At 65.5% G+C, this 22,032-nt stretch carries 13 protein-coding genes; 9 read left to right on the top strand and 4 right to left on the bottom strand.

All coding sequences use genetic code 11. From position 1 onward, the window contains the following. Nucleotides 1-363: 363 nt before the first annotated feature. Nucleotides 364-2,865: a CHASE3 domain-containing protein gene (locus GNK13_RS12430; protein ID WP_164102852.1), complete on the bottom strand. Its 2,502-nt coding sequence runs from the start codon at nucleotides 2,863-2,865 to the stop codon at nucleotides 364-366. A gap of 269 nt (nucleotides 2,866-3,134) precedes the next feature. On the opposite strand from GNK13_RS12430, the gene GNK13_RS12435 reads away from it, so the two are divergent. Together GNK13_RS12435 and GNK13_RS12440 are read left to right on the top strand one after the other, a co-directional pair. Beyond that, nucleotides 3,135-6,989, top strand: a complete 3,855-nt coding sequence (locus GNK13_RS12435) for a S1 RNA-binding domain-containing protein (protein WP_164102853.1) — start codon at nucleotides 3,135-3,137, stop codon at nucleotides 6,987-6,989. Next, nucleotides 6,986-7,474 (top strand): hypothetical protein, encoded by a 489-nt coding sequence (locus GNK13_RS12440; protein WP_164102854.1) that lies wholly within the window; start codon nucleotides 6,986-6,988, stop codon nucleotides 7,472-7,474. The genes GNK13_RS12435 and GNK13_RS12440 overlap by 4 nt, the downstream gene beginning before the upstream one ends. A gap of 175 nt (nucleotides 7,475-7,649) precedes the next feature. Here the strand turns inward: GNK13_RS12440 and GNK13_RS12445 are convergent, their stop codons facing one another. Both GNK13_RS12445 and argC read right to left on the bottom strand, forming a co-directional pair. Continuing rightward, the gene (locus GNK13_RS12445; RefSeq protein ID WP_164102855.1) at nucleotides 7,650-8,780 is read right to left on the bottom strand and encodes a CPBP family glutamic-type intramembrane protease; all 1,131 of its coding nucleotides are present in this window, start codon (nucleotides 8,778-8,780) and stop codon (nucleotides 7,650-7,652) included. Then, a complete protein-coding gene (gene argC / locus GNK13_RS12450; protein WP_164102856.1) occupies nucleotides 8,777-9,802 on the bottom strand; it encodes an N-acetyl-gamma-glutamyl-phosphate reductase in 1,026 nt (341 codons plus the stop codon). The genes GNK13_RS12445 and argC overlap by 4 nt, the downstream gene beginning before the upstream one ends. Nucleotides 9,803-9,989: 187 nt before the next feature. On the opposite strand from argC, the gene GNK13_RS12455 reads away from it, so the two are divergent. The 4 genes from GNK13_RS12455 (at nucleotide 9,990) to mnmD (ending at nucleotide 14,697) form a co-directional block, all read left to right on the top strand. Next, nucleotides 9,990-10,883: a zf-HC2 domain-containing protein gene (locus tag GNK13_RS12455; RefSeq protein WP_164102857.1), complete on the top strand. Its 894-nt coding sequence runs from the start codon at nucleotides 9,990-9,992 to the stop codon at nucleotides 10,881-10,883. Between the two features lie 67 nt (nucleotides 10,884-10,950). Then, nucleotides 10,951-12,669 (top strand): L-arabinonate dehydratase, encoded by a 1,719-nt coding sequence (gene araD, locus GNK13_RS12460; protein ID WP_164102858.1) that lies wholly within the window; start codon nucleotides 10,951-10,953, stop codon nucleotides 12,667-12,669. Between the two features lie 32 nt (nucleotides 12,670-12,701). After that, a complete protein-coding gene (locus GNK13_RS12465; RefSeq protein WP_235935103.1) occupies nucleotides 12,702-13,640 on the top strand; it encodes a dihydrodipicolinate synthase family protein in 939 nt (312 codons plus the stop codon). 265 nt (nucleotides 13,641-13,905) lie between these two features. Continuing rightward, nucleotides 13,906-14,697 carry a tRNA (5-methylaminomethyl-2-thiouridine)(34)-methyltransferase MnmD gene (gene mnmD / locus GNK13_RS12470; protein ID WP_164102859.1) on the top strand — a complete coding sequence of 264 codons (792 nt, stop codon included), beginning with the start codon at nucleotides 13,906-13,908 and terminating at the stop codon, nucleotides 14,695-14,697. Here mnmD and GNK13_RS12475 read toward each other — a convergent pair. Further along, nucleotides 14,682-15,500, bottom strand: coding sequence for a hypothetical protein (locus tag GNK13_RS12475; RefSeq protein ID WP_164102860.1), 819 nt, complete (start codon nucleotides 15,498-15,500; stop codon nucleotides 14,682-14,684). The genes mnmD and GNK13_RS12475 overlap by 16 nt on opposite strands. A gap of 163 nt (nucleotides 15,501-15,663) precedes the next feature. On the opposite strand from GNK13_RS12475, the gene GNK13_RS12480 reads away from it, so the two are divergent. From GNK13_RS12480 to GNK13_RS12490, 3 genes are all read left to right on the top strand, one after another. Continuing rightward, nucleotides 15,664-16,635 (top strand): UDP-glucuronic acid decarboxylase family protein, encoded by a 972-nt coding sequence (locus tag GNK13_RS12480; protein ID WP_164102861.1) that lies wholly within the window; start codon nucleotides 15,664-15,666, stop codon nucleotides 16,633-16,635. Nucleotides 16,636-16,782: 147 nt separating this feature from the next. Next, nucleotides 16,783-21,330: a c-type cytochrome gene (locus GNK13_RS12485; protein WP_164102862.1), complete on the top strand. Its 4,548-nt coding sequence runs from the start codon at nucleotides 16,783-16,785 to the stop codon at nucleotides 21,328-21,330. Nucleotides 21,331-21,336: 6 nt separating this feature from the next. After that, nucleotides 21,337-21,909 carry a DUF309 domain-containing protein gene (locus tag GNK13_RS12490; RefSeq protein WP_164102863.1) on the top strand — a complete coding sequence of 191 codons (573 nt, stop codon included), beginning with the start codon at nucleotides 21,337-21,339 and terminating at the stop codon, nucleotides 21,907-21,909. Nucleotides 21,910-22,032 lie beyond the last annotated feature (123 nt).

A 22,032-nucleotide genomic window follows, 5' to 3' on the forward strand; every position in this document is an offset into this window, starting at 1 on the left:
GTTTAACGGCAAGCCGAAGGCGACTGCTTTTTAAAACACAGTCGCCTTCGGCTTGCCGTTAAACGACTTGGTAGCCAACTGCTGGGCACTGCTGGCTTTATGGCAATTCAGCGTAAGAAAGTGGCGCTGTCCAGCTAAACTCTGTCAGAAAAGCTGGCGATTTCAGTCTTTTGAGCCGTAGACGCTAGCCTCGGCCCTCGCAGCCCCGGGATTTCCGCTTCGGAACCCGCGGCTAGCGCCGTCGGCTCAGGGTTTTCTGACAGAGCCTAGCCCTCGGACCCTCGCGAGCTCCGGGGTTTTCGCTGCAGCACCCGCGGCTAGCGCCGTCGGCTTGAGTTGGGCGAATCCCCGAGTTGGCCGCGCCTAGTTTGGGGAGAAGCGGGGGGCTCGGAGCAGCAGTTCGTCGAGCATCGCTTTGCTGATCGGTTTGGCGAGGTGGTAATCGAAGCCCGCTTCTCGAGCTTCTTCGCGGTCACGCGGTTGGCTGTGGCCGCTGAGCGCCACCAAGTAGGTGTGCTGCAGCTTGGGGTCTTGGCGGACGGCCCTGGCGACATCGAAGCCGTTCATTCCGCCTGGCAGTCCGATATCGCAGAGGATGATGTCGGGCTGCTTTTGTCGGGCCAGCTCCAGTCCGGCCCGTCCGTCCCCGGCGTCGATCACGGTGTGGCCGTGACGGCCGAGGAGCACGCGGACTGGAAGGATCGCATCGCGGACGTCGTCGATGACCAGCACCGTGCGAGCGGGCTCGCTGGTGGTGGCTGGGGGGGCGGGCTGTGCGTGGGAGATGCTCTCCTCGGTGGTTTTCCCGTCGCTCGAGGGCTCGGCGGATGCGGTCGCGGTCGCGGCGGTTCGGGCTCGGGGTAAGGCTGCGGGCGGCTGCGGCTCGCGGCGGGCTTCGGAAGGCGAGTCTGTCGAAGGGGGGGCGGCTGCGGTGGAGCTGCAGGGCTGGCACGGGAGGCTGAAGGTAAAGGTGGAGCCACGGCCGGGGCCTTCGCTGTCGGCGTGGATCGTGCCGCCATGCAGTTCCACGATCCCTCGCGTCAGTGCCAAGCCGAGTCCGAGGCCGCCGCGGGACTGGGTGATCGAGCGTGCCGACTGGTTGAAAGCGTCGAAGATGGTTTTCAGTTCTTCGGCCGGCAGTCCGACGCCGCGGTCGGTGACGGTGATCCGCACCCAGTGGCCATGTTGCGGGTCCTGTTCGCGGTGGACGCCGACGGTGACTGTTTCGTGAGCCGCGGAGAATTTGCAGCCGTTATGGATCAAGTTGGTCAGGCACTGGTGGATCCGGGTCCGGTCGGCGTTGACGATCTCTCCTTGGGCTTCCGGCGAGATCCGGCATTCGACGGAGAACTCGGGATTTGCCGAGCAGAAATCGGCCACCGCCGCTTCGACCGCTTCGCAGATCGGGAGCGGCTCGCGATTGAGCCGAATTTTTCCCATCGCGACGCGTGACACGTCGAGCAGGTCGTCGACGATGCGGCTCATGTGTTGCGACTGCCGGGCGATTGCGTCTTCGAGGTGTTCGCGCTCGTCGCGTTCGTCGTGCGGCTCCTCTGGCTGCGCGAGGTGCGGCGTGTCCCGGCTCTCGCGGATCGCTTCGATGCTGGTCAGGATTCCGGCGAGCGGATTGCGGAGTTCGTGACCGAGCATCGCGAGGAATTCATCCTTGCGACGCGCCGCCTGCTGCAGCGCATCGGTCAGCCGCGCGTTCTCGATCGCGACGCTGATCGACTGGGCCAGTTGGGTGGCGACCAGCATGTCGTGATCGTTGAAGGGCCCGTCGAACTTGTCGCGAAGGATCAAGCTGCCGATGGCTTTTCCGCTGCCGCTTCGTCCTCGCAGCGGAATGTACATCAGGTTTCGGAGGAGTTTGCCGCTGCGTCCCCAGGCGGAGAGTGGTTGCACGCGAGGGTCCTGCGCGAGCGCGGCCGCTTCGGTCGAGAACGCTTGCTGGTGGTCGCTGAGCGTTCGGCAGATCTCGCGGAGGTCGCGAATCCAGTGCGGCGGCGGATCGAGCGCTTCGGTCGCCGCGGCGCTGCGTTCGGCGACGGGGGTGCGGCTGCCTTCGAGGCGGAGGTTGAGGATCGCTTCGCGGGCCCCGAGAAGTTGTCGAAATTCGTGGATGCTGATCCCGGTCACCGAGCGGATGTCGCGGGCGGCGCTGATCCGGGCGACGACGTCAGCGATCGATTGGGCCTGGGCGGCGCGGTGCCGCTCGGAGATTTCCGCGAGCCGCCGTCGGCCCAGTTCGCGATCGACCGCCAGCAGGGAAATGCAAATCAGCGTCAGGCCGAGCACGGCGCTGACGATTCCGGTGGTCATGGCCAAGCTGTAGGCGGCGTCGGAGTCCTCGCGGCGGCGGCGGAGCAGTTGGTTCTCCTCTTCCGCCATTGCGTCGAGCAGTTGGCGAACCCTCTCCATCGCCTCGATGCCCGCGTCGGAGTGGACGACCAGCAGCGCCGACTCAATGCCTTCAGACTCATACAGCTCAATCGTCTCGGCCAGCTCGCTCAGTTTCTCGCGGACCGCCGGCAGCAGTTGAGCGACATGAGCCTGCTGTGCTGGCGAGTCGGCGGTGGCTCGGCCGAGCGAGCCGAGCGTCTCGTCGATCCGGCTGGCCGCGGCGTGGTAGGGGGCGAGGTAAGCGACGTCGCCGGTCAGCAGGTAGCCCCGCTGGCCCGTCTCCGCTTCGTTGAGCGTGGCCGAGCAGCGGTTGATCAGGCTCAGGACGTTGTAAGAGCGCGTCAGCGCCCGTTCGTTGCCGCGGATTCGGCGAAAGCTGTAGACCGAGATTCCGGCCAGGGACAGCACGATCACCAGCGACGTCAAAAAAGCGATGGGAACGAGGATTCCTCGCGAGTTCATGGCGTCGACGGTCCTCAGAATGCGGCCAGGCCGCGGGTGGATTGCCGCTGGAGAAGGTGGGGGCGGCTCGTGGGGCGGGAACCTCAATGTAGCAAATCTCGACGCCCCGCGCGCCGTCTCGGTTGACAACCATTTTGGCACGTCTTAAATTTCGGGCGATTTTGCGGGTCGACTCTAGACGCACCCGCTGTGTCGTCACTTCGTGCGGTCGCGGCGACCCCACGTCTTCCACTTAAGCGTCTGCCGTTACGGATGCGAACCGGTCGGGCATGACAGTCGATCTTGAAGCTATCGCGCGGCGCCAGCGGTGCGAAGCGTCGGTGTTGCGTACGGCCCTGCCCCTTTTGGAGCAGGGCTATGAACCTCCTTTCTTGACTCGCTACCGGCGGGACGAGCTGGGCTCGGTACCCGAACGCGCCCTCTGGGAGGTGGTCTCGGCGCTCCGCACCGACCGCCAGCTCGAAGAGCGTCGCGAGGAGCTCCGCGCGAAATATCGCGACGGCAACCTCGACGACGACGCGTTGCTGGCCTCGATCGCCCACGCCCAGACGCCACGCCAGCTCGATCGAATCGCGCGGCGGATTCGCAGCGAGTCGGGGAACACCCACCCGGCCAGCCGGTTGGCGGTGCGGTTGCTCAACCCGAAGCCGAATGACCCGGTCGAGCTGAGCGAGTTGGCGGAGCTCGTCGTCGGCGCCGCCGATGCGACCGCCGCCGTGGAAGGGCTCGACTCGGTGCTCGGCCAGTACCTGGCGGCCGACTCGCGGATGGTCCAGGCCGCCTCGCGGTGGATGGACAAGCACATTCAGCTGCACGTGATCGAAGTCCACGATCCGCACGAAGGCAATGCGGAGGCGGCCAGCGACAGCGACGACTCCGACGACGAGGCGGTCGCCGAGGACCAGCCGAACAAAGCCCCCAGCTCGGCACGCTCCGGCGCGTCTTCCCCGGCTGCTGAAACGCCGCAAGCCGAAACGCCGCAAGCCGAGTCGCCGCAGTCGGAATCGCCTGAGGCCGATTCGGGCGAAGGCGAAGCCGCCCCACCCGAGGCGTCGCAGGCAGTCGCTCCCCAGGCAGACTCGCCCCAAGCAGACTCGCCCGCGGCTCAGGACGCGACGGCCGAGGCCAGTGAAACTCCTGCTGCGGACGCTCCGGCCAGCGAAGCTCCTGCTGCGGACGCTCCGGCTGCGGACGCTCCGGCTGCGGACGCTCCGGCTGCCGAGCCCCCGGCGAGCAAGACGGCGAAGGGTTTGGCCGGTGGACGCGAGGCTGGCGGAGCAAAAGCGAAAAAGAAAGAGCCGCAGCGAAAGAAGATTTCGCCCCGTCAGCGGCGGCGGCGGTGGTTGGTCAGTGTGCTGCAGCCGTTGGCTGGAAAGTCGCTCCCCAAGGCTCGCTTGACCGCATTCCAGGTCGTGATGCTCGGCCGCGCGCTGCGTTCTCAGGTGGCTCGCTGCGAGTTCCGCTACGACGCGGCGGAATTGGTCGACGTATTGTCCAAGACGGCCGCCGGCTTCAATGCTGGGGCTTCGAACGAGTTGTCGCAGGTGGTCGTCGACAACGAGGCGGCAATCCGCGAAGCGCTCGAAGGGGCGTGGTGGGATGATTTGATCGACCGCGCCGCCCGCCGCCTGATTTCGGTGGCGGCCGACTCGCTGCGTCGGCAGATGCATCGCGAGCCAATCGATGCTCGCAACGTGTTGGTCGTCGATGCCGTCGGCCCTCGGACCGCCGCGGTGGCGATCGTCGGGCCCGACGACGGCGTGCTGCACACCGAAGACATTCCGTGCCAGCTGACCAAAGCGGTGCGGCAGCAGATGGTGACGCGGCTCGGCGAGCTGGTCCACCAGTTCCACGTCGACTTGATCGTGCTCAGCAACGGTCCGGCGCGGCGCGGGTGCATGGTCGCGCTGACCGAGCTGTTGACGCAGTCGGAGACCGGGTCGCTCCGCTGGACGCTGGCCGATCGAGCGGGTGCCGAAACGTATGCCGGTGGGCCCGAAGGCAATCGCGAGCTGCGTTCGACTCCGCGGCGGTTCCGGGCCGCGGTGTGGTTGTCGCAGCTCGTCCGCTCCCCGGCCCGAGCGCTGGCCAAAGTCGACCCGAGCAAGCTGCGGCTGGGCTCCTACCAGCGGGAGCTGGCCGACAAGCCGCTCGCCGGTGCCCTGCAGGACGTCGTCACCAGCGGCGTGAGTCAAATCAGCGTCGACGCGAACGCGGCCGACCGCGGTTGGCTCGCCTCGCTGCCCGGAGTCACCGATGCGGTGGCCGAGGCGATCGACCGCCATCGCCGCCAGACGCTCTACACCTCGCGCGAGGAATTGCTCACGCTCGACGCCTGGCCCGATGTCGTGGCGTCGCGGCAGGCTGCGGGTTTCCTCCGCGTGTTCGGCGGATCGCAACCGCTCGACGCGACGGCAATCCATCCCGATGATTACGCTCTGGCTGAAAAGCTGATGGCGCGACTGGAGATCCCGGCGCCGCCGTCGGCGCCGCCGGGCTACGAGCCGCCGAATTTCAGCGTCGAAGAAACAAAGACGCTCGCTCCCGAGCCGGACTCCGGCGGGCTCAAGTTCACCGAGGTCAAGATCGCCCAGGCCGATCCCGACGCTCCGTTCGGCGAGACGCTCCAAGGTGAAGCGGCCGCCAAAGAGGCTTCGGCAGACGCTTCGGCGACGGCTGAAGAAGCGACGGCCAGCGAGCCTGCAGCCGAGGAGCCAGCGGCGGAACCACCTGCGACCGAGGAAGCTACCGCAGGCGAGGCTACCGCAGGCGAGGCTACCGCCGAGGAAGCTGCTGCTGAGGAAGCTGCTGCTGAGGTTTCCGCTGCCGAAGATTCCGCTGCTGAAGAGCCTGCTGCCGAGGAGCCTGCGGCGGAGAAGGCTGGTGCGGAGGGGGAGGCGTCGAGCGAGCCAGCCAAGGCGTCGGTCGAGCCTTACCGGCATCCGATGCCGGAGGCTGAAAAAGTCTCTCGCTGCATCAAGGAGTGGCAGGTCGGCGAGCATCGCGTCAAGCACATCGTGCGTTCGCTCTGCGAGCCGTTCCGCGATCTGGAGAGCACCGAAACCTCGCCCGCCGCGGCCCTGGTCACGGTCCCCAAGTTGTCGGAGCTCAAGCCTGGCGATCAGGTGATCGGCGTTGTCGTCGGGGTCGCGGGGTTCGGCGTGTTCGTCGAGCTCGGGCCGGAGTGCAGCGGCTTGATCCACGTCAGTCGAATTTCGGAAGATTTTGTCGAGGATCTGAACGAGTACGTGCAGATCGGCGACGTCGTGACGGCGTGGGTGACGGAGATCGACAGCAAGCGGCGTCGCGTCGCTTTGTCGGGGATTTCTCCGGAGAGGCAAGCGGTGCTGCGGCAGCAGCGGCAGGACCGTCCGCCGCGCGGCGGCTCGCGTGGCCCCGGCGGCAAGCCGGGGGCCAAGGGCAAAGGGGCTGCCGCTCGCGGTGGTGGCAAGGGTGGAGCTCCGGCCAGCGGTGGCGGGCGCCCCGAGCGTGCCGCGGGTGGACGCGAAGCCCGCGGCGGTGCGGCCACAGGGCGTGGCGGCGGCCGAGGCGGGCAAGGTTCGGGAGGACAGGGCCGCTCGGGTGGTCCCGGTCGTTCCGGTGGCGGCCGCGAATCGCGAGGCTCGCGGGGCCCCACGACCTACACCACGGTGGCCCGCTCGGATAAACCAGCCGAACCGCTCAGCGATGCGATGCGCACCGGCGAGGAGCCTTTGCGGTCGTTTGGCGATCTGATGCAGTTCTTCAAGACCAGCCGCGAAGAACCGGCCGATACGCCCAAGCAGGCAAAAGAAGCGAAGAAGCCAAAGCAGGCCAAGGAAACGGAGCCCGCGAAGGATTCCGAAACCGCCAAACCGGTCGAGCCGCAGGCCGCGACCGAAGGAGGCGGCGAAGCACCGGCCGCTGGAGCCGAAGCTCCTCAGGCCGCGGTGTCCCCCGCTAACAAATCGCCCGCTGACCAGTCGCCTGCCGATCAATCCTCGGCGGCCAACTCCCCAGCGCCCAATCCTGCAGCGGCCAACGGTCAGTCCGAGGGCGATGCGAACCGCTCCGCGGGCGATGGGGCTGCTTCCCCGCCGGCTTCGGAAGAAGGCGCCGCAAGCGGGACGGACCGGAGCTCATGAGCGACGATTTCAAGGATCGGTTGGAGTCGGCGATCGCCCGAGGAACGCGGCGGCGGATGGCGCACGACGACGCCGCTCGCCAGCAGGCGATGAGCGAAGAGGAACTGAAGCGGCTGCATACGGCTCACCGCCTGGCGCTCTCGGAGCGGATCTCGCATCAGATCGAGGAGCTAGCCCACCACTTTCCCGGTTTCCGCAAGGAAACGCTATTCGGTGAAGGGGGCTGGGGCGCCGGTTGTTACCGCGACGATTTGGCCATCTCCGACGGGCGACGGTCGAGTCGCTACAGCCGGTTGGAGATTACCGTTCGTCCGTACAACGAGTACAACGTGCTGGACCTCCGCGCCAAGGGAACGGTCGCCAACAAGGAAGTCTTCAATCGCAACGTCTTCGAACCGCTGCAGGAAGCTGAGCGTTCGGTGTTCGAGCAGTTGATCGATGCCTGGGTCGTGGAATACGCCGAGCTCTACGCCGCAGCCCAGTAGGGTGGCTGTGGCTCGACGGGAAGTCGATCCGTCACCCTCCCCCCGGGAGGGTCGCGAGGAACGAGCGGGGAGGGTGAAGCGGGACGTAGAGCCTCGACACAGCTGAGTTCAGCAGCCCTCCCCGGGCCTGAGAGCCCGACCCTCCCGGGGGGAGGGTGAGATAGGGCGCCACACTCTAAACCCGTTCCACTCGCCACCGCAGCGTCGCGTACATCACGCCCAGCAGTCCGAGGCCGCCTCCGACGAGGATCGGGATGGAGATCGCCGCATCGGGGACGTCGAGCGCTCCGGTCTCTTCGGCCATCACGCTGACGACCGAGAGCACGTTGTTGACGAAGTGGCCGATCATCGCCGGAAACAACGATCCGCTGCGGTAGCTCAAAAAGCCGAGCCACAATCCCAGCGGAAAGACGGCAATGACGTGCACCGGGTCGAGATGGAAAGCGGCAAACAGCGCCGACGCCAAAAACACGCCAATGCTCGGCGGTATCAGGCGGGTCAGCCGCGGCTGGAGATAGCCGCGGAATAGGAGCTCTTCGCAAACCGCCGGGGCCACTCCAATCAGCAGCGCGATGGGGAGCAAAAACCCTGAGCGACCATGGGCCCGGAAGGTCTCGGTAAACATCTGCAGCGACTCACTCTCGGTCGCAAATCCGCTGACCAGGATCGAACTCAGCAAGCCGATCAGTGGAGTTCCCGCTGCGGCTGCGATCCACACCCAGACGGGCCATCTTCCGCGGACCAGGCGAAGTCCACGGCGGGGCCCTTCGGGCAACAGGAAGGCGGCGGCGAGCGGGACCAGGATCAGCGAAATCTGGGGCGGCAGCACGGCGAGGAAAATTCCCACGCGGTCCTGCATCACGCGGTTCATCGCTTCGGGATCGGCAGCCGACTCGGCCGAAAATTCGCCCACCGACCACATCGCCAGCAGCATCGAGACGACGCTGGTCATCAGATACAGCATCGTCGCGGTCCCCATCACGACCGCAACCACCAGCACCGTCAGCCAGGGCGAACGTTGTATCGTCTCTTGAAAGCTCGGCGGTGAAGCGGCGCGGGGATCGGCGGCATACTGCTCGCCACCCACGCCGCCGAGCGGACGGTCGAGCGGGGGAGCTTCCGAAAACGCGTAGGGACTCCTGACCGGGAGGGCGAGCGGCGCCTCGACTGGCGCCTCGAGCCTCGCCTCGACTGGCGCGTCGGGCTGGGGGGCGACTGACAGATCGGGCGGTGGATCGAGTGGCGGCCCAGCGGGTGGGGCTGCGACTAATCGCGCCGCGACGATCTCCTCGTCGGACTCGCTCATACGCTCTTTCCTCCGAGCCCGAGCGTCTCCGGCAACCCGAACATGCGGTTCAGGTTCTGCACGGCCGCTCCGCTGGCCCCTTTGGTCAAATTATCGACGACGCAGAGCAGCACCAAGCGGTCGCCCGCTTGTCGTACGGCCATCTGCACATGATTGGTCCCGGCGACATGTTTGGTTGCGGGCAAGTGATCTACGACGTGGACAAAGGGGGCCTCGGCATACAACTCCCGCCACAACCGCAGCACGCCGTCGGCATCGGTCGAGCGGGGGCGGACGTAGATCGTCGACAGGATGCCGCGGTCCATCGGAGTCAGGTGTGGGGTAAACAGGACCTGGGGGCGCTCGCCCGAGTAGCGGCCGAGGATGTCATCGATCTCAGGCTGATGGCGATGGCTTCCCACCCCGTACGCGGCGATCGATTCGTTTGCTTCACAGTACAGGGACCCGACGCGAAGGGTTCGCCCGGCGCCGCTGACGCCGCTTTTCGAATCGACCACGATGTCGGCCGGATCGATCGCTCCGGCCGACAGCAAGGGCGCCAAGGGAAGAATGGCCGAGGTGGGGTAGCAGCCCGGATTGGCGACGATCTGAGCCTCGCGCAGCTCGTCGCCGAACAACTCGGGCAATCCGTAGGGAACCTTGCCGACCATCTCGGGCCAAGGATGCTCCCCCCCGTACCAGCGGCGATACAATTCGACCGAGCCGAGCCGGAAATCGGCGCTGAAGTCGATGACGCGGAGTCCTGTTTCGGCCAACTGCCGCACCGTCTCGGCCGAGGCGCCGTGAGGCAAGCAGCAGAATGCGACGTCGCACTGCTGGGCGATCACCGCGGGCTCGGGCGCCGAGAGCGGCAACTCGAGCCGGCCGGTCAATTGGGGGTGGATCGAGGCGATCGATTGCCCCTCCTCCTGGCGGCTGGTCGCCACCGTCACCTGGGCTTGCGGGTGAGTCAGCAGGAGACGAATGGCTTCCAGGGCGGTGTAGCCCGTGGCACCGAGAATACCAACGCGAATCGGGGTCATCGGAAGTGGAGGCTGGTGGGAGCGGGGGACCAAAGGCGAGCCGCCGATTCTAGCAAATCACCCGCCGCTGACCCCCCACCGCAGAGGTCCCGCAGCGGAAAAATTAGCCTTGCAACTCCCGGGGGTTTGGTACCTTTGGTTGTCTGGCTCGACCCGCTACGCAACTGCTACTGGCATTCCGCGATCCATGGCCTGTCCTTCCGATTCGCTGCACCTTCGATTCGCTGGCGGCGAGCTGCCGCAGGCCAGCGAGCAGGAGATCTCGCGGCACCTCGATGCCTGTCCCGATTGTCGGCTGCGCAACGAGACGCTGAGCGGGGCCGCCGCGACCGAGCAAACCAAGCATGGGGAGCTCCGCCGCGACGAGCTGACCTGCGCCGAATCGCAGGCTGTCGACAGTGATTCGGCCGGAGCGTCGTCCGAACGTCGTCCGAACGTCGTGCCGGTGTTCTCGTTGCTGGGGATCTTGGTCGCGTACAACCGGTTGTTGCAGAGCTTCAACAGCGACATCCAGCAGGCTCTGAGATTGACTCGCGCGGTGATGGCCGACAAGGAAGCCCACCTGCTGGCGATCGATTCCAGCTCCAAGCGAATCTACTTCCGAAGTCCCGCTGGCCCTTTGGAGTCGTGGGAATTTGCGAGCCATCGCCGGACGCGCAGCCTGCCCCAGCCTTCCGCCGCGGGCCAGCCTTCTGATGCGGGCCAGCCTTCCGCCGCGGGCCGAGCTGCCGATGCGGGCCGAGCTGCCGATGCGGGCCCAGCCTCAGGGGGAGCTTTTGGGCACGTTCGAGTTGCCGCGGAATTCCTTCACGATGAGTCTCTCGCCGAACGGCGGCCGTCTGGCGATGATGGACGACGACCGGATCGTCTTCTGGGATACGGCCAGCCAGCAGCGAATCGCTCAGTTCACGATTCCGCGGATCAGCGTTTTCTCGCTCGCCTTCTGCCCTGCCGACTCAGCTTTTCTCCCGACGGCGAGCATCTGGTGGGAATGGGCCGCGATCGAATCCAGCTCTTCCATGCGCCTCGGCGACGCGAGGGGCCTCGGTGGAGCGACATCGCGCTGCGGGAGGGGGGGTGACCCTCGAGCGAAGACAGCATAGCCTCTCTGAATCCGCTCGCTCCGTTTCCGTCACCAGTTCAGAACAATGCCCGATCCGAGCACCCTCCGCAGCCATCGCTGGTTTGGTCCCGACGACTTACGCTCCTTTGGGCATCGTTCGCGGCTGAAGGGCATGGGGCTCGATGACGAAGACTATCGCGGCAAGCCGATCGTTGCGATTCTGAACACCTGGAGCGACCTGAACACCTGCCATTCGCATTTCAAAACCCGCGTCGAGGATGTGCGGCGGGGGATTTTGCAGGCGGGGGGATTTCCGGTCGAAATTCCGGTGATGTCGCTCGGCGAGATGATGATGAAGCCGACGACGATGTTCTACCGCAACCTGTTGGCGATGGAGACCGAAGAGGTGCTCCGCTGCCACCCGGTCGATGCGGCGGTCTTGATGGGGGGCTGCGACAAGACGGTTCCGGCGATGTTGATGGGCGCCCTGTCGGCCGACATCCCCTCGATTTTCATGCCTGCCGGCCCGATGCTCAAAGCTCGCTGGAAGAACGAGACGCTGGGCAGCGGAAGCGACTCGTGGAAGTTCTGGGCCGAACGCTGCGCCGGAAGCCTTTGCGACCGCGATTGGTTTGAGATCGAGAATTGCATTGCCCGTTCGGCCGGAACCTGCATGACGATGGGGACCGCCAGCACGATGGCCGCGGTCAGCGAGGCGCTTGGCTTTACACTCCCGGGGGCCGCCTGCATTCCGGCGGTGGTCGCCGAGCACAGTCGATTGGCCGTGGCGAGCGGGCGGCGGGCGGTGGCGATCGCTTGGGAGAATCTGCGGCCGTCGCGGATCGCGAGCCGCAAGTCGTTCGAGAACGCGGTTCGCACGGCGCTCACCACCGGCGGGTCGACCAACGCGATCGTGCACCTGATTGCGATGGCCGGGCGGGCCGGCGTCGAACTGACGCTGGATGATTTTGACGCCCTCTCGCGCGAGACGCCGGTGCTCGCCGATCTCCGACCGGCGGGCCGGTTTCTGATGGAGGATTTGTTCAACGCAGGAGGGGTGCCGGCGCTGCTCGAGCAGATCCGGCATCTGCTCCACCTCGATTGCCAAACGGTCGGCGGGATGTCGCTCGGAGAGCAGATCGCCGGGGCCGGAGTGATCGACAGCGAGGTGATTCGGCCGCTCGATCGACCGGTCAGTCCCACCGGAGGGACGTGCGTGTTGCGTGGCAACTTGGCCCCTGGCGGTTCGGTTATCAAGGGAATCGCGGCCGAACCCCGGTTGCTCAAACACACCGGACCGGCGCTGGTCTTCGACGACTACGCGGACCTCAAAGCGCGGGTCAACGATCCCGATCTGCCGGTCACGGCCGACACCGTGATGGTCCTGCGGACGGCCGGTCCGGTCGGAGCGCCAGGAATGCCCGAGTGGGGGATGTTGCCGATTCCCAAAAAGCTGCTCGAGCAGGGAGTTCGCGATTTGGTGCGGATCAGCGACGCGCGGATGAGCGGCACCAGCTACGGCGCCTGCGTGCTGCACGTGGCTCCCGAATCGTGGGTCGGCGGGCCGTTGGCGCTCGTCGAGGACGGCGACTTGATCGAACTGGATGTCGAGTCGCGGAGGCTGCACTGGCACGTGAGCGACGAAGAGGCGGCCCGCCGCCGTGCGAACTGGAAGCCGCGGGCTTCCCGTTTCGAACGCGGCTATGGCAAATTGCACCAGGATCACGTGTCGCAGGCCGACCAGGGCTGCGATTTCGACTTCCTCCGCGGCCGTTCCCCCGAGAGCGAACCCGACATCCACTGACCATTTCCTTCCCCCGAGACCTGCGTCACATCATGGACACATCCCCCCATACCGCTACCCGTATCCGCCAGTCGGTGATCGCCGTGCCACCGCTGGCGCGTGACGAGGAGGGAGGCGTTTCCGCGGCCGAGAACGCGAAGATCATTCGCCACCTCGAGAGCGGTGGCGTCAACATCTTGCTGTATGGTGGCAACGCGGTCTTCTATCACGTGCGTCCGACCGAATTCCGTTCGATCCTTCAGATGCTCGCTTCGACCGTGGCCAAGACGACCAGCGTCGTTCCCTCGGTGGGGCCAGCGTTTGGGATGATGATGGACCAGGCCGAGGTGCTCCGCGACTTCGATTTTCCCACGGCGATGATCTTGCCGCAGCGCGACATCGCGGACCCAGCGGGGATCGTGCGAGGCGTCCGCGCGTTCGCCGACGCGTTTGGCAAGCCGGTCGTGCTGTACCTCAAGTTCCCCAACTGGTTGCCGACCGCCGCGGTTCGCACGCTGGTCGACGAAGGCTTGATCTCCTGGATCAAGTATGCGGTGGTCCAAGAAGATCCGGCCGAAGACCTTGAGCTTCGGGCGCTGGTCGACGCCGTTTCCCCGGAAAAGATTATCAGCGGCATTGGCGAGCAACCGGCGATCGTCCACCTCCGCGACTTCGGCGTGGCCGGGTTCACCAGCGGTTGTGTCTGCATCGCCCCGTCGCGGTCGATGGAAATGCTCGCAGCGCTCCGCGAGGAGCGATGGGACGATGCGGAGGAGATTCGCCGCCAGTTCGAACCGCTCGAGGACCTCCGCAATCAGATCAATCCGATCCGCGTGCTCCACGAGGCGGTCTTCTCCGCAGGCATCGCGCGGACCGGGCCGATCCCGCCGTTGCTCGGGCTGCTCGAGGACGAGGACCAGGACACGGCGATCGCCACTGCCGCCAGTCGCCTGCTCTCGTGGGAGCGGGAGCAAACGCCGCGGACGGCGTAGTCTGGATTCCCCGCAACGACACCCTCCCGCTTGCGGGAGGGTCGGGCTCTTAGGCCCGGGGAGGGCAATGGGTTTCGGCACGAACTCTCGACTGAGCCGTTAGAAAAGAAGCCAATTCGTTGAGGAAAAAGGGCCACACGCACTCATCGCGCGAGCGTCTACCGGCCCCTCCCCGCTCGTTCCTCGCGACCCTCCCGGGGGGAGGTTGGTGGTGCTAGCTCTGCGGAAACCGGACGCCAGAAGTGTAAGCGAGAGCTGATGTCGAATGCCGATTCCCGAACGGCCCCAGTTTCCGACGAGCGACCCACGGTTCCGCCTCCTGAAAACCGACGATGGCTCCTGGACGCTGCTCGAGGTGGCCAACGGCGATACGTTTCACAGCGGTTGCGGGGCAGCGGCCGAATGCCGCCATGTCTATCTGGAGAATAGCGGCAGCGGAATGCGGCTTCGCCGGGCGCAGCCGACCTCGGTACTGGAGGTCGGCTTCGGGACCGGACTGGCGTTTGTGCTGACCGCTGCCGAGGCGGTGCGAGCGGGAACGCCGCTGGACTACGTGGCGCTTGAACAGCGGCTGCTTCCGGTCGACGTACTGGCCGCAGCGCTCGCCGCTTCTCCCGTGACGCCAGACGAAGAGTTCGAGGCGGTCCGCGAGTCGCTCCTGAGCCAGCTGGCGGCCCTTCCGCCGTTATCCACAACCGGCCGCGTCGGGGAATCCGGTGGGCAGGTGCCAGTGGAGCTGCAGATCGCAGCGAATTGCCGCCTGCGACTGGTGATCGGCGACGCGGCGCATTGGCAGCCGAGCGGCGCGGAGCGGTACGACGCGATCTACTTCGACCCGTTCAGCCCCGCATCCAGCCCCGAGCTGTGGGAGCCTGAGGTGCTGCGGAGGATGCGCGGGGTGCTGGCCCGGGAAGGCCGCTTGGTAAGTTACTGCGTCAACAGCCTCGTCCGCAGCCGGCTCGAAGCGGTCGGTTTCCAAGTCCGTCGGGTGCCTGGACCGGTAGGAGGCAAGCGTGAAGTGCTGATTGCCGAGGGAGCGAATTACTCGGCGAACTGATCCAGCGAAACCTCTTCGCACTGAGCCAAGTCGCGGCCGATCTCGGCGATCCGTTTGCGGTCCAGCTCCGAGAGCTGCTCGACGACCAGGTGGTGGGCTCGGTAGCGTTCCTTCTTGATCCCGCTCCAGACTTCCAGTTTCAACTCCAGCGGAATTTCTCCGGCAGCGGCGATCTGCTCCCCGAGCGTCATCCGAGCGAACGGTGGGACGCCTCGGCGGCGAACGACGTTCAGCTGCGCGGCGAGCGTGGCGAAGGCGTGGTAGGCCTGAGCCAGCTGCGGCTTGCTGACCGGTTGCGTGGTTGCGGTGTAGAGGACGTTGCCGAACTCGATCTGCAGCGACGGCAGCTCGGACGGTTCTTTGGGAGTGACCGGCTGGACTTTGGCGTTCAGCCCGAACGCTTCTCCCTTGCCCTGTTGCTCAGCCGCTCCGCGGAGCTGAGCGGTGGCCCGCAGCAGGTCCTCGGTCGCCACCACGGTTTGCTGCTTGCGAACCCGATCGATCAAGATCACCCGCTGGCGAGTCGGATCGTAGAGCGTCGCGGTGCGGCCACTGTCGAGCCGAATGTCGTAGATCACGCCGGCGTCGAACAGAATCAGGTGCCGGGCGGCCGGCTGGACTGCGTCCCCTTCGAACAGCTCGGTCTCGACGCGGAAGGAGGGGCCGCTGGGGAGTTCCGCTGGGGCCGCGGCGGTGGCGAATCGGGGGCCAAGAAGCGCGGGGCCAAGAAGCGCGGGGCCGCCTGCCAAGAAAGAGCCGGTCACGAGCAGGAATCCCCACAAGAGCGGTCGAACAGGTCGCATCTCCGCGAGTCCCATGAAAGTCGAACCATCGGTTACCAAGAAACGTCGGATGCCCTGGTAATCAAATCTCCGCTCTCCCGTCCACCCCGACTCCCCAAACAGCCTGTTCGTAACTAGCCTGGGGACTCTCTCCCAGAAGCACTCTCCACGCGGCACGAAGCGCATGATCAAACGGATTCTCGTCACCGGCGGTGCCGGCTTCCTTGGCTCCCACCTGTGTGAACGGCTGGTTGACGAAGGGCACGACGTAATTTGCCTGGACAATTTTTTCACCAGCCAGAAGTCGAACGTGGCCCATTTGCTCGAACGGCCCAACTTCGAGCTGGTTCGCCACGACGTCACGTTGCCGATCTACCTGGAAGTCGACCAAATCTACAACATGGCCTGCCCGGCGGCCCCCGGGCATTACCAGTACAACCCGATCAAGACGATGAAGACGTCGGTGCTGGGGGCCATCAACATGCTGGGTGTCGCCAAACGCTGCGGAGCCCGGATCCTCCAGGCCAGCACCAGCGAAGTCTACGGCGACCCGGAGGTGCATCCGCAAACCGAGAGCTACCGCGGGAGCGTCAATCCGATCGGAATCCGGGCTTGCTACGACGAAGGCAAGCGGGCTGCCGAGACGCTATTCATGGACTACCACCGGCAAAACAAGGTCTCGGTGCGGGTCGTGCGTATCTTCAACACCTACGGGCCGCGGATGCACCCCTACGACGGCCGCGTCGTCTCGAACTTCATCCGCCAGGCGCTGCAAAACCAGCCGATTACGTTGTTCGGCGACGGCTCGCAGACGCGTTCCTTTTGCTATCGCGACGACCTCTGCGAAGCGATCATCCGTATGATGAACCTGGAGGAAGAGTTTCCGGGGCCGGTCAATATCGGCAATCCTGGGGAATTCACGATCCGGGAGCTCGCCGAACTGGTGATCGAGTTGACCGGCAGCAAATCGCAGCTGGTCGAACGCCCCCTCCCGTCGGACGATCCCACCCGCCGCCGTCCCGACATCCGCTTGGCCCAAGAAAAATTGGGCTGGGAGCCCCAGCAACCGCTCCGCGAGGGGCTGGCGAAGACGATCGCCTGGTTCCAATCGATCAAGCTCGACGATTACCGACCGCCGACTCCCAACTTCGTCTGAGCCTGCTGAATCCGTCACTGAGAACTGAGCCGACCTGCCCGTCGCTCGCTACGATAGGACAGTGCTTTGAATATGCGTAATTCGACCGGCTGTTTTCGATGCATGCGCTTGCGAACTCCGCTGAGGTCCACGCTGAGGTCCACGTGGATGCTGCTCGTCTGCGGGCTGGCCAGCGTCGCGGCGGCGACCGTCCAGGCTCAGTTTGCCGGTTTCAGCGACGAGGAAGAACCGGAGCTGCGAAGCGGTTTGGTGGCCCAGCTGCGCGGTTCGGAAGGAGCCAGTGTCGAGCGGATCGACGACAAAATCAGCTTCGACTGGGGAGCCGCTTCGCCCGACCCGCGGATTCCCGAAGGAGCGTTTACGGCCGAATGGACTGGCCAACTCTTCGCTCGCCCTTCGGGAATGTACCGCCTGCACCTGTTCGTCCAGGGGGCGGTGACGGTCGCGATCGACGACGAGACGGTTTTTGAAGCCTCGGCCGCCGAGCCCCGGTGGTTGACTAGCGAGGAATTCCGGCTGGCGGTCGGCTACCACCCGGTTCGCGTCGCCTACTCCAGGACCGACGCGGAGGGCCGCTTGGGGCTGCACTGGTCCGGTCCCGGTTTTGGGCTCGAGCCCATCGGAGCCGACGCCTGGTTCCACGAGGAAGGGCCCGCGGCTGAACAGGTCGAACAGCTCGAGCAGGGACGGCAGCTGGTCGACGCCCTTCGCTGCGCGGCCTGTCACACGGTCCCCGGCTCGCCGCCGCTGTTGCCCGCTCCGTCGCTCGAAAAGTTGAGCGGCAACGTCGAACCGGAGTGGTTGGTGGCGATGCTCCGTAAAAGCGAGTCGCGTGATACCGAGCCGCGTGATAGCGAAAGCCGCGGCGTGGGAGAGTCGCTGGCCGCTTCGCACCGCAACATGCCGGGGTTCGGATTTGACGAAGCGACCGCAACGAACGTCGCCGCCGCGCTGCTCGCTGCCTCGCGGACCGACAGCTCCACCAACCGTTCCAAATCGGCACCCTCCGAAGCGAAAGCGACGAAAGCAAAACAATCGTCCGCCAAAGATTCCAAGAAGCCAGATTCCAAGAAGCCACGCAAGCCCGACGCCGAGCGGGGCGAGCAATTGCTGACGTCGGTCGGTTGCCTCGCCTGCCATCAGGTCGGTGACATGGGAACGTCGGGGCTCTACGGGGGCGGGGACCTGACGGCGATCGCTCAAAAACGTCCAGCCGGTTTCTTCGAGCGTTGGCTCCGCGACCCCGCGGCCGTCAATGCCCAGCATCGGATGCCGCACTTTCAGCTTTCGGTCGAACAGCGAGCCGATCTCAGCGCGTACCTAACGACGCTGAGCGGTTCTGAGGACGCGTCGGAGGTCGAGCCGGCCGTCGCCAAGCAACTCGCCAAGCAACTCGCCGAGCAACGCGTCAAGCAACTCGCCTCGGCGGACCTCCAGGCGGGGCGGCAAGCGATCGCACGCGCCGGCTGCGTCTCCTGCCACACGCTGCCCGAGCCGATCGCCGCGGCGCTCTCGACCGACTCGCTCGAGCCCCTCAAGGCCCAGCCACTCACCGCCGAAGTCGCTTGGGACGAAGGATGTCTGGCTGCGGCGCGGCCCGAGCGGCGGCAGCCCGGGTACCGTCTGGCCGCCGAGGACGCGGAAGCGATCGAGCGATACATCCGCAGCCTCGATGCGGCGCCCAGCGGTGAACTGCTGACGGCGGGCGATCTCTTGCGACGAAACCAGTGCTTGGCGTGCCATCCGCGAGGGGCCGGCAGCGGGATCAGCGATACGGCGCTGACCGTCGCCGCCCGCTACTCGGAGACGGTGGCTCACGTAGCCGCTCTGATTCCCCCCTCGCTCAACAGCATCGGCGATAAACTGCAGGACGAGCCGCTGCGGCAGGCGATCGCTGGGAAAGCAAAACAACATCGCCCCTGGCTCTCGGTCCAAATGCCGCGGTTTCCGCTGAGCGAGGCCGAGGTCAATCAACTGGCCGAAGCCTTTGTCGCCAGCGACCGCATTCCGGCTGGACAACCAACCGTGGATGCCGAAACGCCATCGGCGGAGGACGATCCGAGTGACGTGGCAATGCGGACCGTCGGGTCGCGGCTGGTGACCAGCAGCGGGTTTGGCTGTACCAGCTGCCACGCGATCGGTGAAGTGAAGCCGGGAGAAGCTCCCGTCAGCTCGCTCGGCCCGAATCTCCGCGAGCTGGGGAAGCGGGTCCGCCCCGAGTGGTTCCGGCGATGGGTCGCTAATCCGTTGCGGATCGTGCCGCGAGTCGAGATGCCGGCGATCGCGACGCCGGTGGCTGGAGTGCTCGACAATCATCTGGAGCATCAGGTCGATGCAGTCTGGCACGTGTTGAACCTGCCCGACTTCAAGCCACCCAAGCCGAACCCGGTGCGGGTGGCCCGCAAGCAAGGAATCGAATCGGCCGGAGAACGTGCTGCGGTGATCACCGACGTGCTGCATAGCGACGGCGGCGAATGGATCAAACCGCTGCTGATCGGCTTGCCCAACCGCCAGAACATCGTTTTCGATTTGGCCGAAGCGCGAATCGACGGTTGGTGGAGCGGCGATACCGCGTATCAGCGCACCGAAGGCAAACGCTGGTTCTGGGAAACGCCCGGAGGCAATCTATGGCCCACGCCCCAAAACCCAGCCAGTTCCCAAAACCCAGCCAGTTCCGAAAACCCAGCCAGTTCCGCATGGCTGCTGGTCCGCGGCCGGGGCGATTCGGCCGAACGGCTGGTTCCGCAGCGGCTTGGACAGTTCCTGACCGAAGCCGATCAGTGGGAGCATTTGCCCGACGGCGGGGTGCGGTTCTCGCATCGTCTCCACTTCGCAGCCTCCGAGCCGGTGGCTGGTGAGGATCCGGCAGCTCAATTGCCGACCAGCCACGATGCGTACTCGATCGACGACTCTTGGGTGACGGTCGTCGTGGAACAGACGTTCCGACCCCGCTGGGCTTCCGATGGCAAAAATCTGCCTGCTTGGTCGCGCGAGATTCGCGCCCGCTTGGTACCCGAAGGCTGGCGACTGCTGCATCGCCCGCTCCCCGCTGCGGCGAACGGCTCCGCCGCTGGCCCCGGCACGCTCGTCTTCGAAGGGACGGCCGGTGCCAAGTTGCAAGTTGCCGCAGGTCCCGAGGCATCGATGGCTCGAGGGGGCTGGTTCACCGTTTCCGCCGGATCGGGCGACGTCGCTGCGGACGCGGGGGGACTTCGGCTTGAATACTCCGCCGGCGTTCCGGTCGACCAGTATCCGCTGTTGCCGACCGAGGAGGCGGCGGAACAGGTGATTTCGCTCGAAGTCATGCCAGGGTTCACGGCCGAGCAACTGGCGCTGCCTCAAGACCTGATGCCGACCGCTCTCGGATGGCATCCCGATGGATCGCTGTATGTCTGCGATCTGAAAGGGCCTGTCTGGCATGTTACCGACAGCGATGGCGATGGGACGCTCGACCAGGCCAAGCTATTCTGCGACGAATTGGCCACGCCGTTTGGAGTCCAGGTCTACGAAGACCACATCGACGTCATCAACAAATTCGCGCTGGTGCGATTGTGGGATGATTCGGACGATGGGGTTGCCGACCGCGTGCAAACGTTGGCTTCGGGGTGGGGGCACTCGGCCGACTATCACGACTGGGCGATCGGACTGCCGCAAACCGACGAGGGCGGCTACTACGTCTCTCTCGCCTGTCAGCAGGACAAGCGGAGCCGCGCGGCAGCGAATCTGCGTGGCACCGTCATCCGGCTCAACCCACGCGAGCCATCAGTGGCTCGCCCGCATCAATTCGACATCCAGGTCCTGACGGCGGGTCACCGGTTCCCGATCGGCATCGCTCAGGATCGAGACGGCGAAGTATATGTGACGGACAACCAAGGAAATTACAAACCGTTCAACGAGCTGAACCGGATTGTTCCCGGCGTCCACTTTGGGTTTATCAACCTCTTGGATCGCCAGCTGGATTACGCGCCAGAGCGCACACCGCCGGCGATCGACATCCCACACCCTTGGACACGGAGCGTCAACGGAATCTGCTTCCTCAACACCCCGAGCGGTTTGGATGGTTCGCGGTTTGGACCCTTCGAAGGTCACATGGTGGGCTGCGAGTACGACACCCGGCGGCTCGTGCGGATGTCGCTCCAGCGTGTGGGTGATCACATACAGGGGGCGGCCTATCCCTTCTCTTATGAGACTCCCCCAGCCGGTCCGCCGCTGCTCGGTCCGATCTCTTGCGGGGTTTCTCCCACAGGCGAGCTGTACGTGGGCAATATTCGAGAGAGCGGATGGGGAGCCGGGGCCAATGTGGGGAATCTCGTTCACTTCCGCTTTCAACCCGAAAAACTCCCCACGGGGATTGCCGAGGTCCGCGCCACAGCGCGTGGATTTGAAATTCGTATGACTGGCCCGGTCGACGAATCCAAAGCGATCGATCCCAATTCTTACACCATCGCCTCTTACACTCGTGTCTCCACCCCCAAGTATGGAGGCGATGATATGCAGCGGCGAAGCGAAGTGATCGAGTCGATTCGATACGACGCGGAGCGGCAGACGGTGACGATCGAGTTGCCGGAGATGCGGCGGAACTTTGTCTATGAGTTCGAAGTCGCGCCGCTCGTCGACGACGGCCAGCCGTTTTTCCCCGCCGAGGCGTTTTATACGCTGCGTGAACTGGTACCCGCCGATTCCGAAAGCGAGTAGGAAGGTTTGGCTCCCGAGATACCACGGTTTGCTCCGGGAATCGAACTGCCTCCTTATACCTACATCCCCCGCCGGTCGCCGCATCCGATCAGCGATCCGGCGGGGCACTCGTTCGGCCGCTCTCCATCGCCGCCCCTGGCTTTGGTCGATTGGCAGCAGTCGGTCGAGTACTGCCACGCGGTCGATCTGTTCAACCACGGGTATTACTGGGAAGCCCACGAGGAGTGGGAGGGATTGTGGCAGGTGGCCGGTCGCCGCAGCCCGCTCGCTCAGGCGTTGCAAGGATTGATCAAGCTCGCGGCAGCCGGGGTCAAGACCGCGGCGGGTTCCGAAAAAGGGCGGCGGCGGCATGCTTCGCGAGCGGCCGAGTTGTTTGACCAGGCAGCGGCGGCGCCAGCGGAAATACAGACGGCGCTGCGGCGGGCGACGGGCTTGTCGTTGGAGCAGTTGGCTCTCTGGTCCCGGGCCGCGGCGTGCGAAGGGGAATGGATTTCGATGCCCGAGTTCGAACAGCCCCAGCAGCCGATTGAGACGCCGCGATGCCTGTTCGCGTTCCGGTTGCTTCCTGGGGGAGCTTAACCGCGGCTAGCGCCGTCGGCTCAGGGTTTTCTGGCAGAGCCTAGCTGGACAGCGCCACTTTGGATTGGTTCGGAGCAGGACGGCTCGCGGAAAAATCGTTTAACGGCAAGCCGAAGGCGACTG

It is taken from the genome of Candidatus Laterigemmans baculatus (assembly GCF_010367455.1).
Taxonomy (GTDB): Bacteria; Planctomycetota; Planctomycetia; order Pirellulales; family Pirellulaceae; genus Laterigemmans; species Laterigemmans baculatus.

Coding starts and splice junctions, on each gene's coding strand:
- GNK13_RS12480 (WP_164102861.1), top strand. CDS start 15,664: ATGATCAAACGGATTCTCGTCACCGGCGGTGCCGGCTTCCTTGGCTCC.
- GNK13_RS12485 (WP_164102862.1), top strand. CDS start 16,783: ATGCTGCTCGTCTGCGGGCTGGCCAGCGTCGCGGCGGCGACCGTCCAG.
- GNK13_RS12430 (WP_164102852.1), bottom strand. CDS start 2,865: ATGAACTCGCGAGGAATCCTCGTTCCCATCGCTTTTTTGACGTCGCTG.
- araD (WP_164102858.1), top strand. CDS start 10,951: ATGCCCGATCCGAGCACCCTCCGCAGCCATCGCTGGTTTGGTCCCGAC.
- argC (WP_164102856.1), bottom strand. CDS start 9,802: ATGACCCCGATTCGCGTTGGTATTCTCGGTGCCACGGGCTACACCGCC.
- GNK13_RS12455 (WP_164102857.1), top strand. CDS start 9,990: ATGGCCTGTCCTTCCGATTCGCTGCACCTTCGATTCGCTGGCGGCGAG.
- mnmD (WP_164102859.1), top strand. CDS start 13,906: ATGCCGATTCCCGAACGGCCCCAGTTTCCGACGAGCGACCCACGGTTC.
- GNK13_RS12445 (WP_164102855.1), bottom strand. CDS start 8,780: ATGAGCGAGTCCGACGAGGAGATCGTCGCGGCGCGATTAGTCGCAGCC.
- GNK13_RS12465 (WP_235935103.1), top strand. CDS start 12,702: ATGGACACATCCCCCCATACCGCTACCCGTATCCGCCAGTCGGTGATC.
- GNK13_RS12475 (WP_164102860.1), bottom strand. CDS start 15,500: ATGCGACCTGTTCGACCGCTCTTGTGGGGATTCCTGCTCGTGACCGGC.
- GNK13_RS12440 (WP_164102854.1), top strand. CDS start 6,986: ATGAGCGACGATTTCAAGGATCGGTTGGAGTCGGCGATCGCCCGAGGA.
- GNK13_RS12435 (WP_164102853.1), top strand. CDS start 3,135: ATGACAGTCGATCTTGAAGCTATCGCGCGGCGCCAGCGGTGCGAAGCG.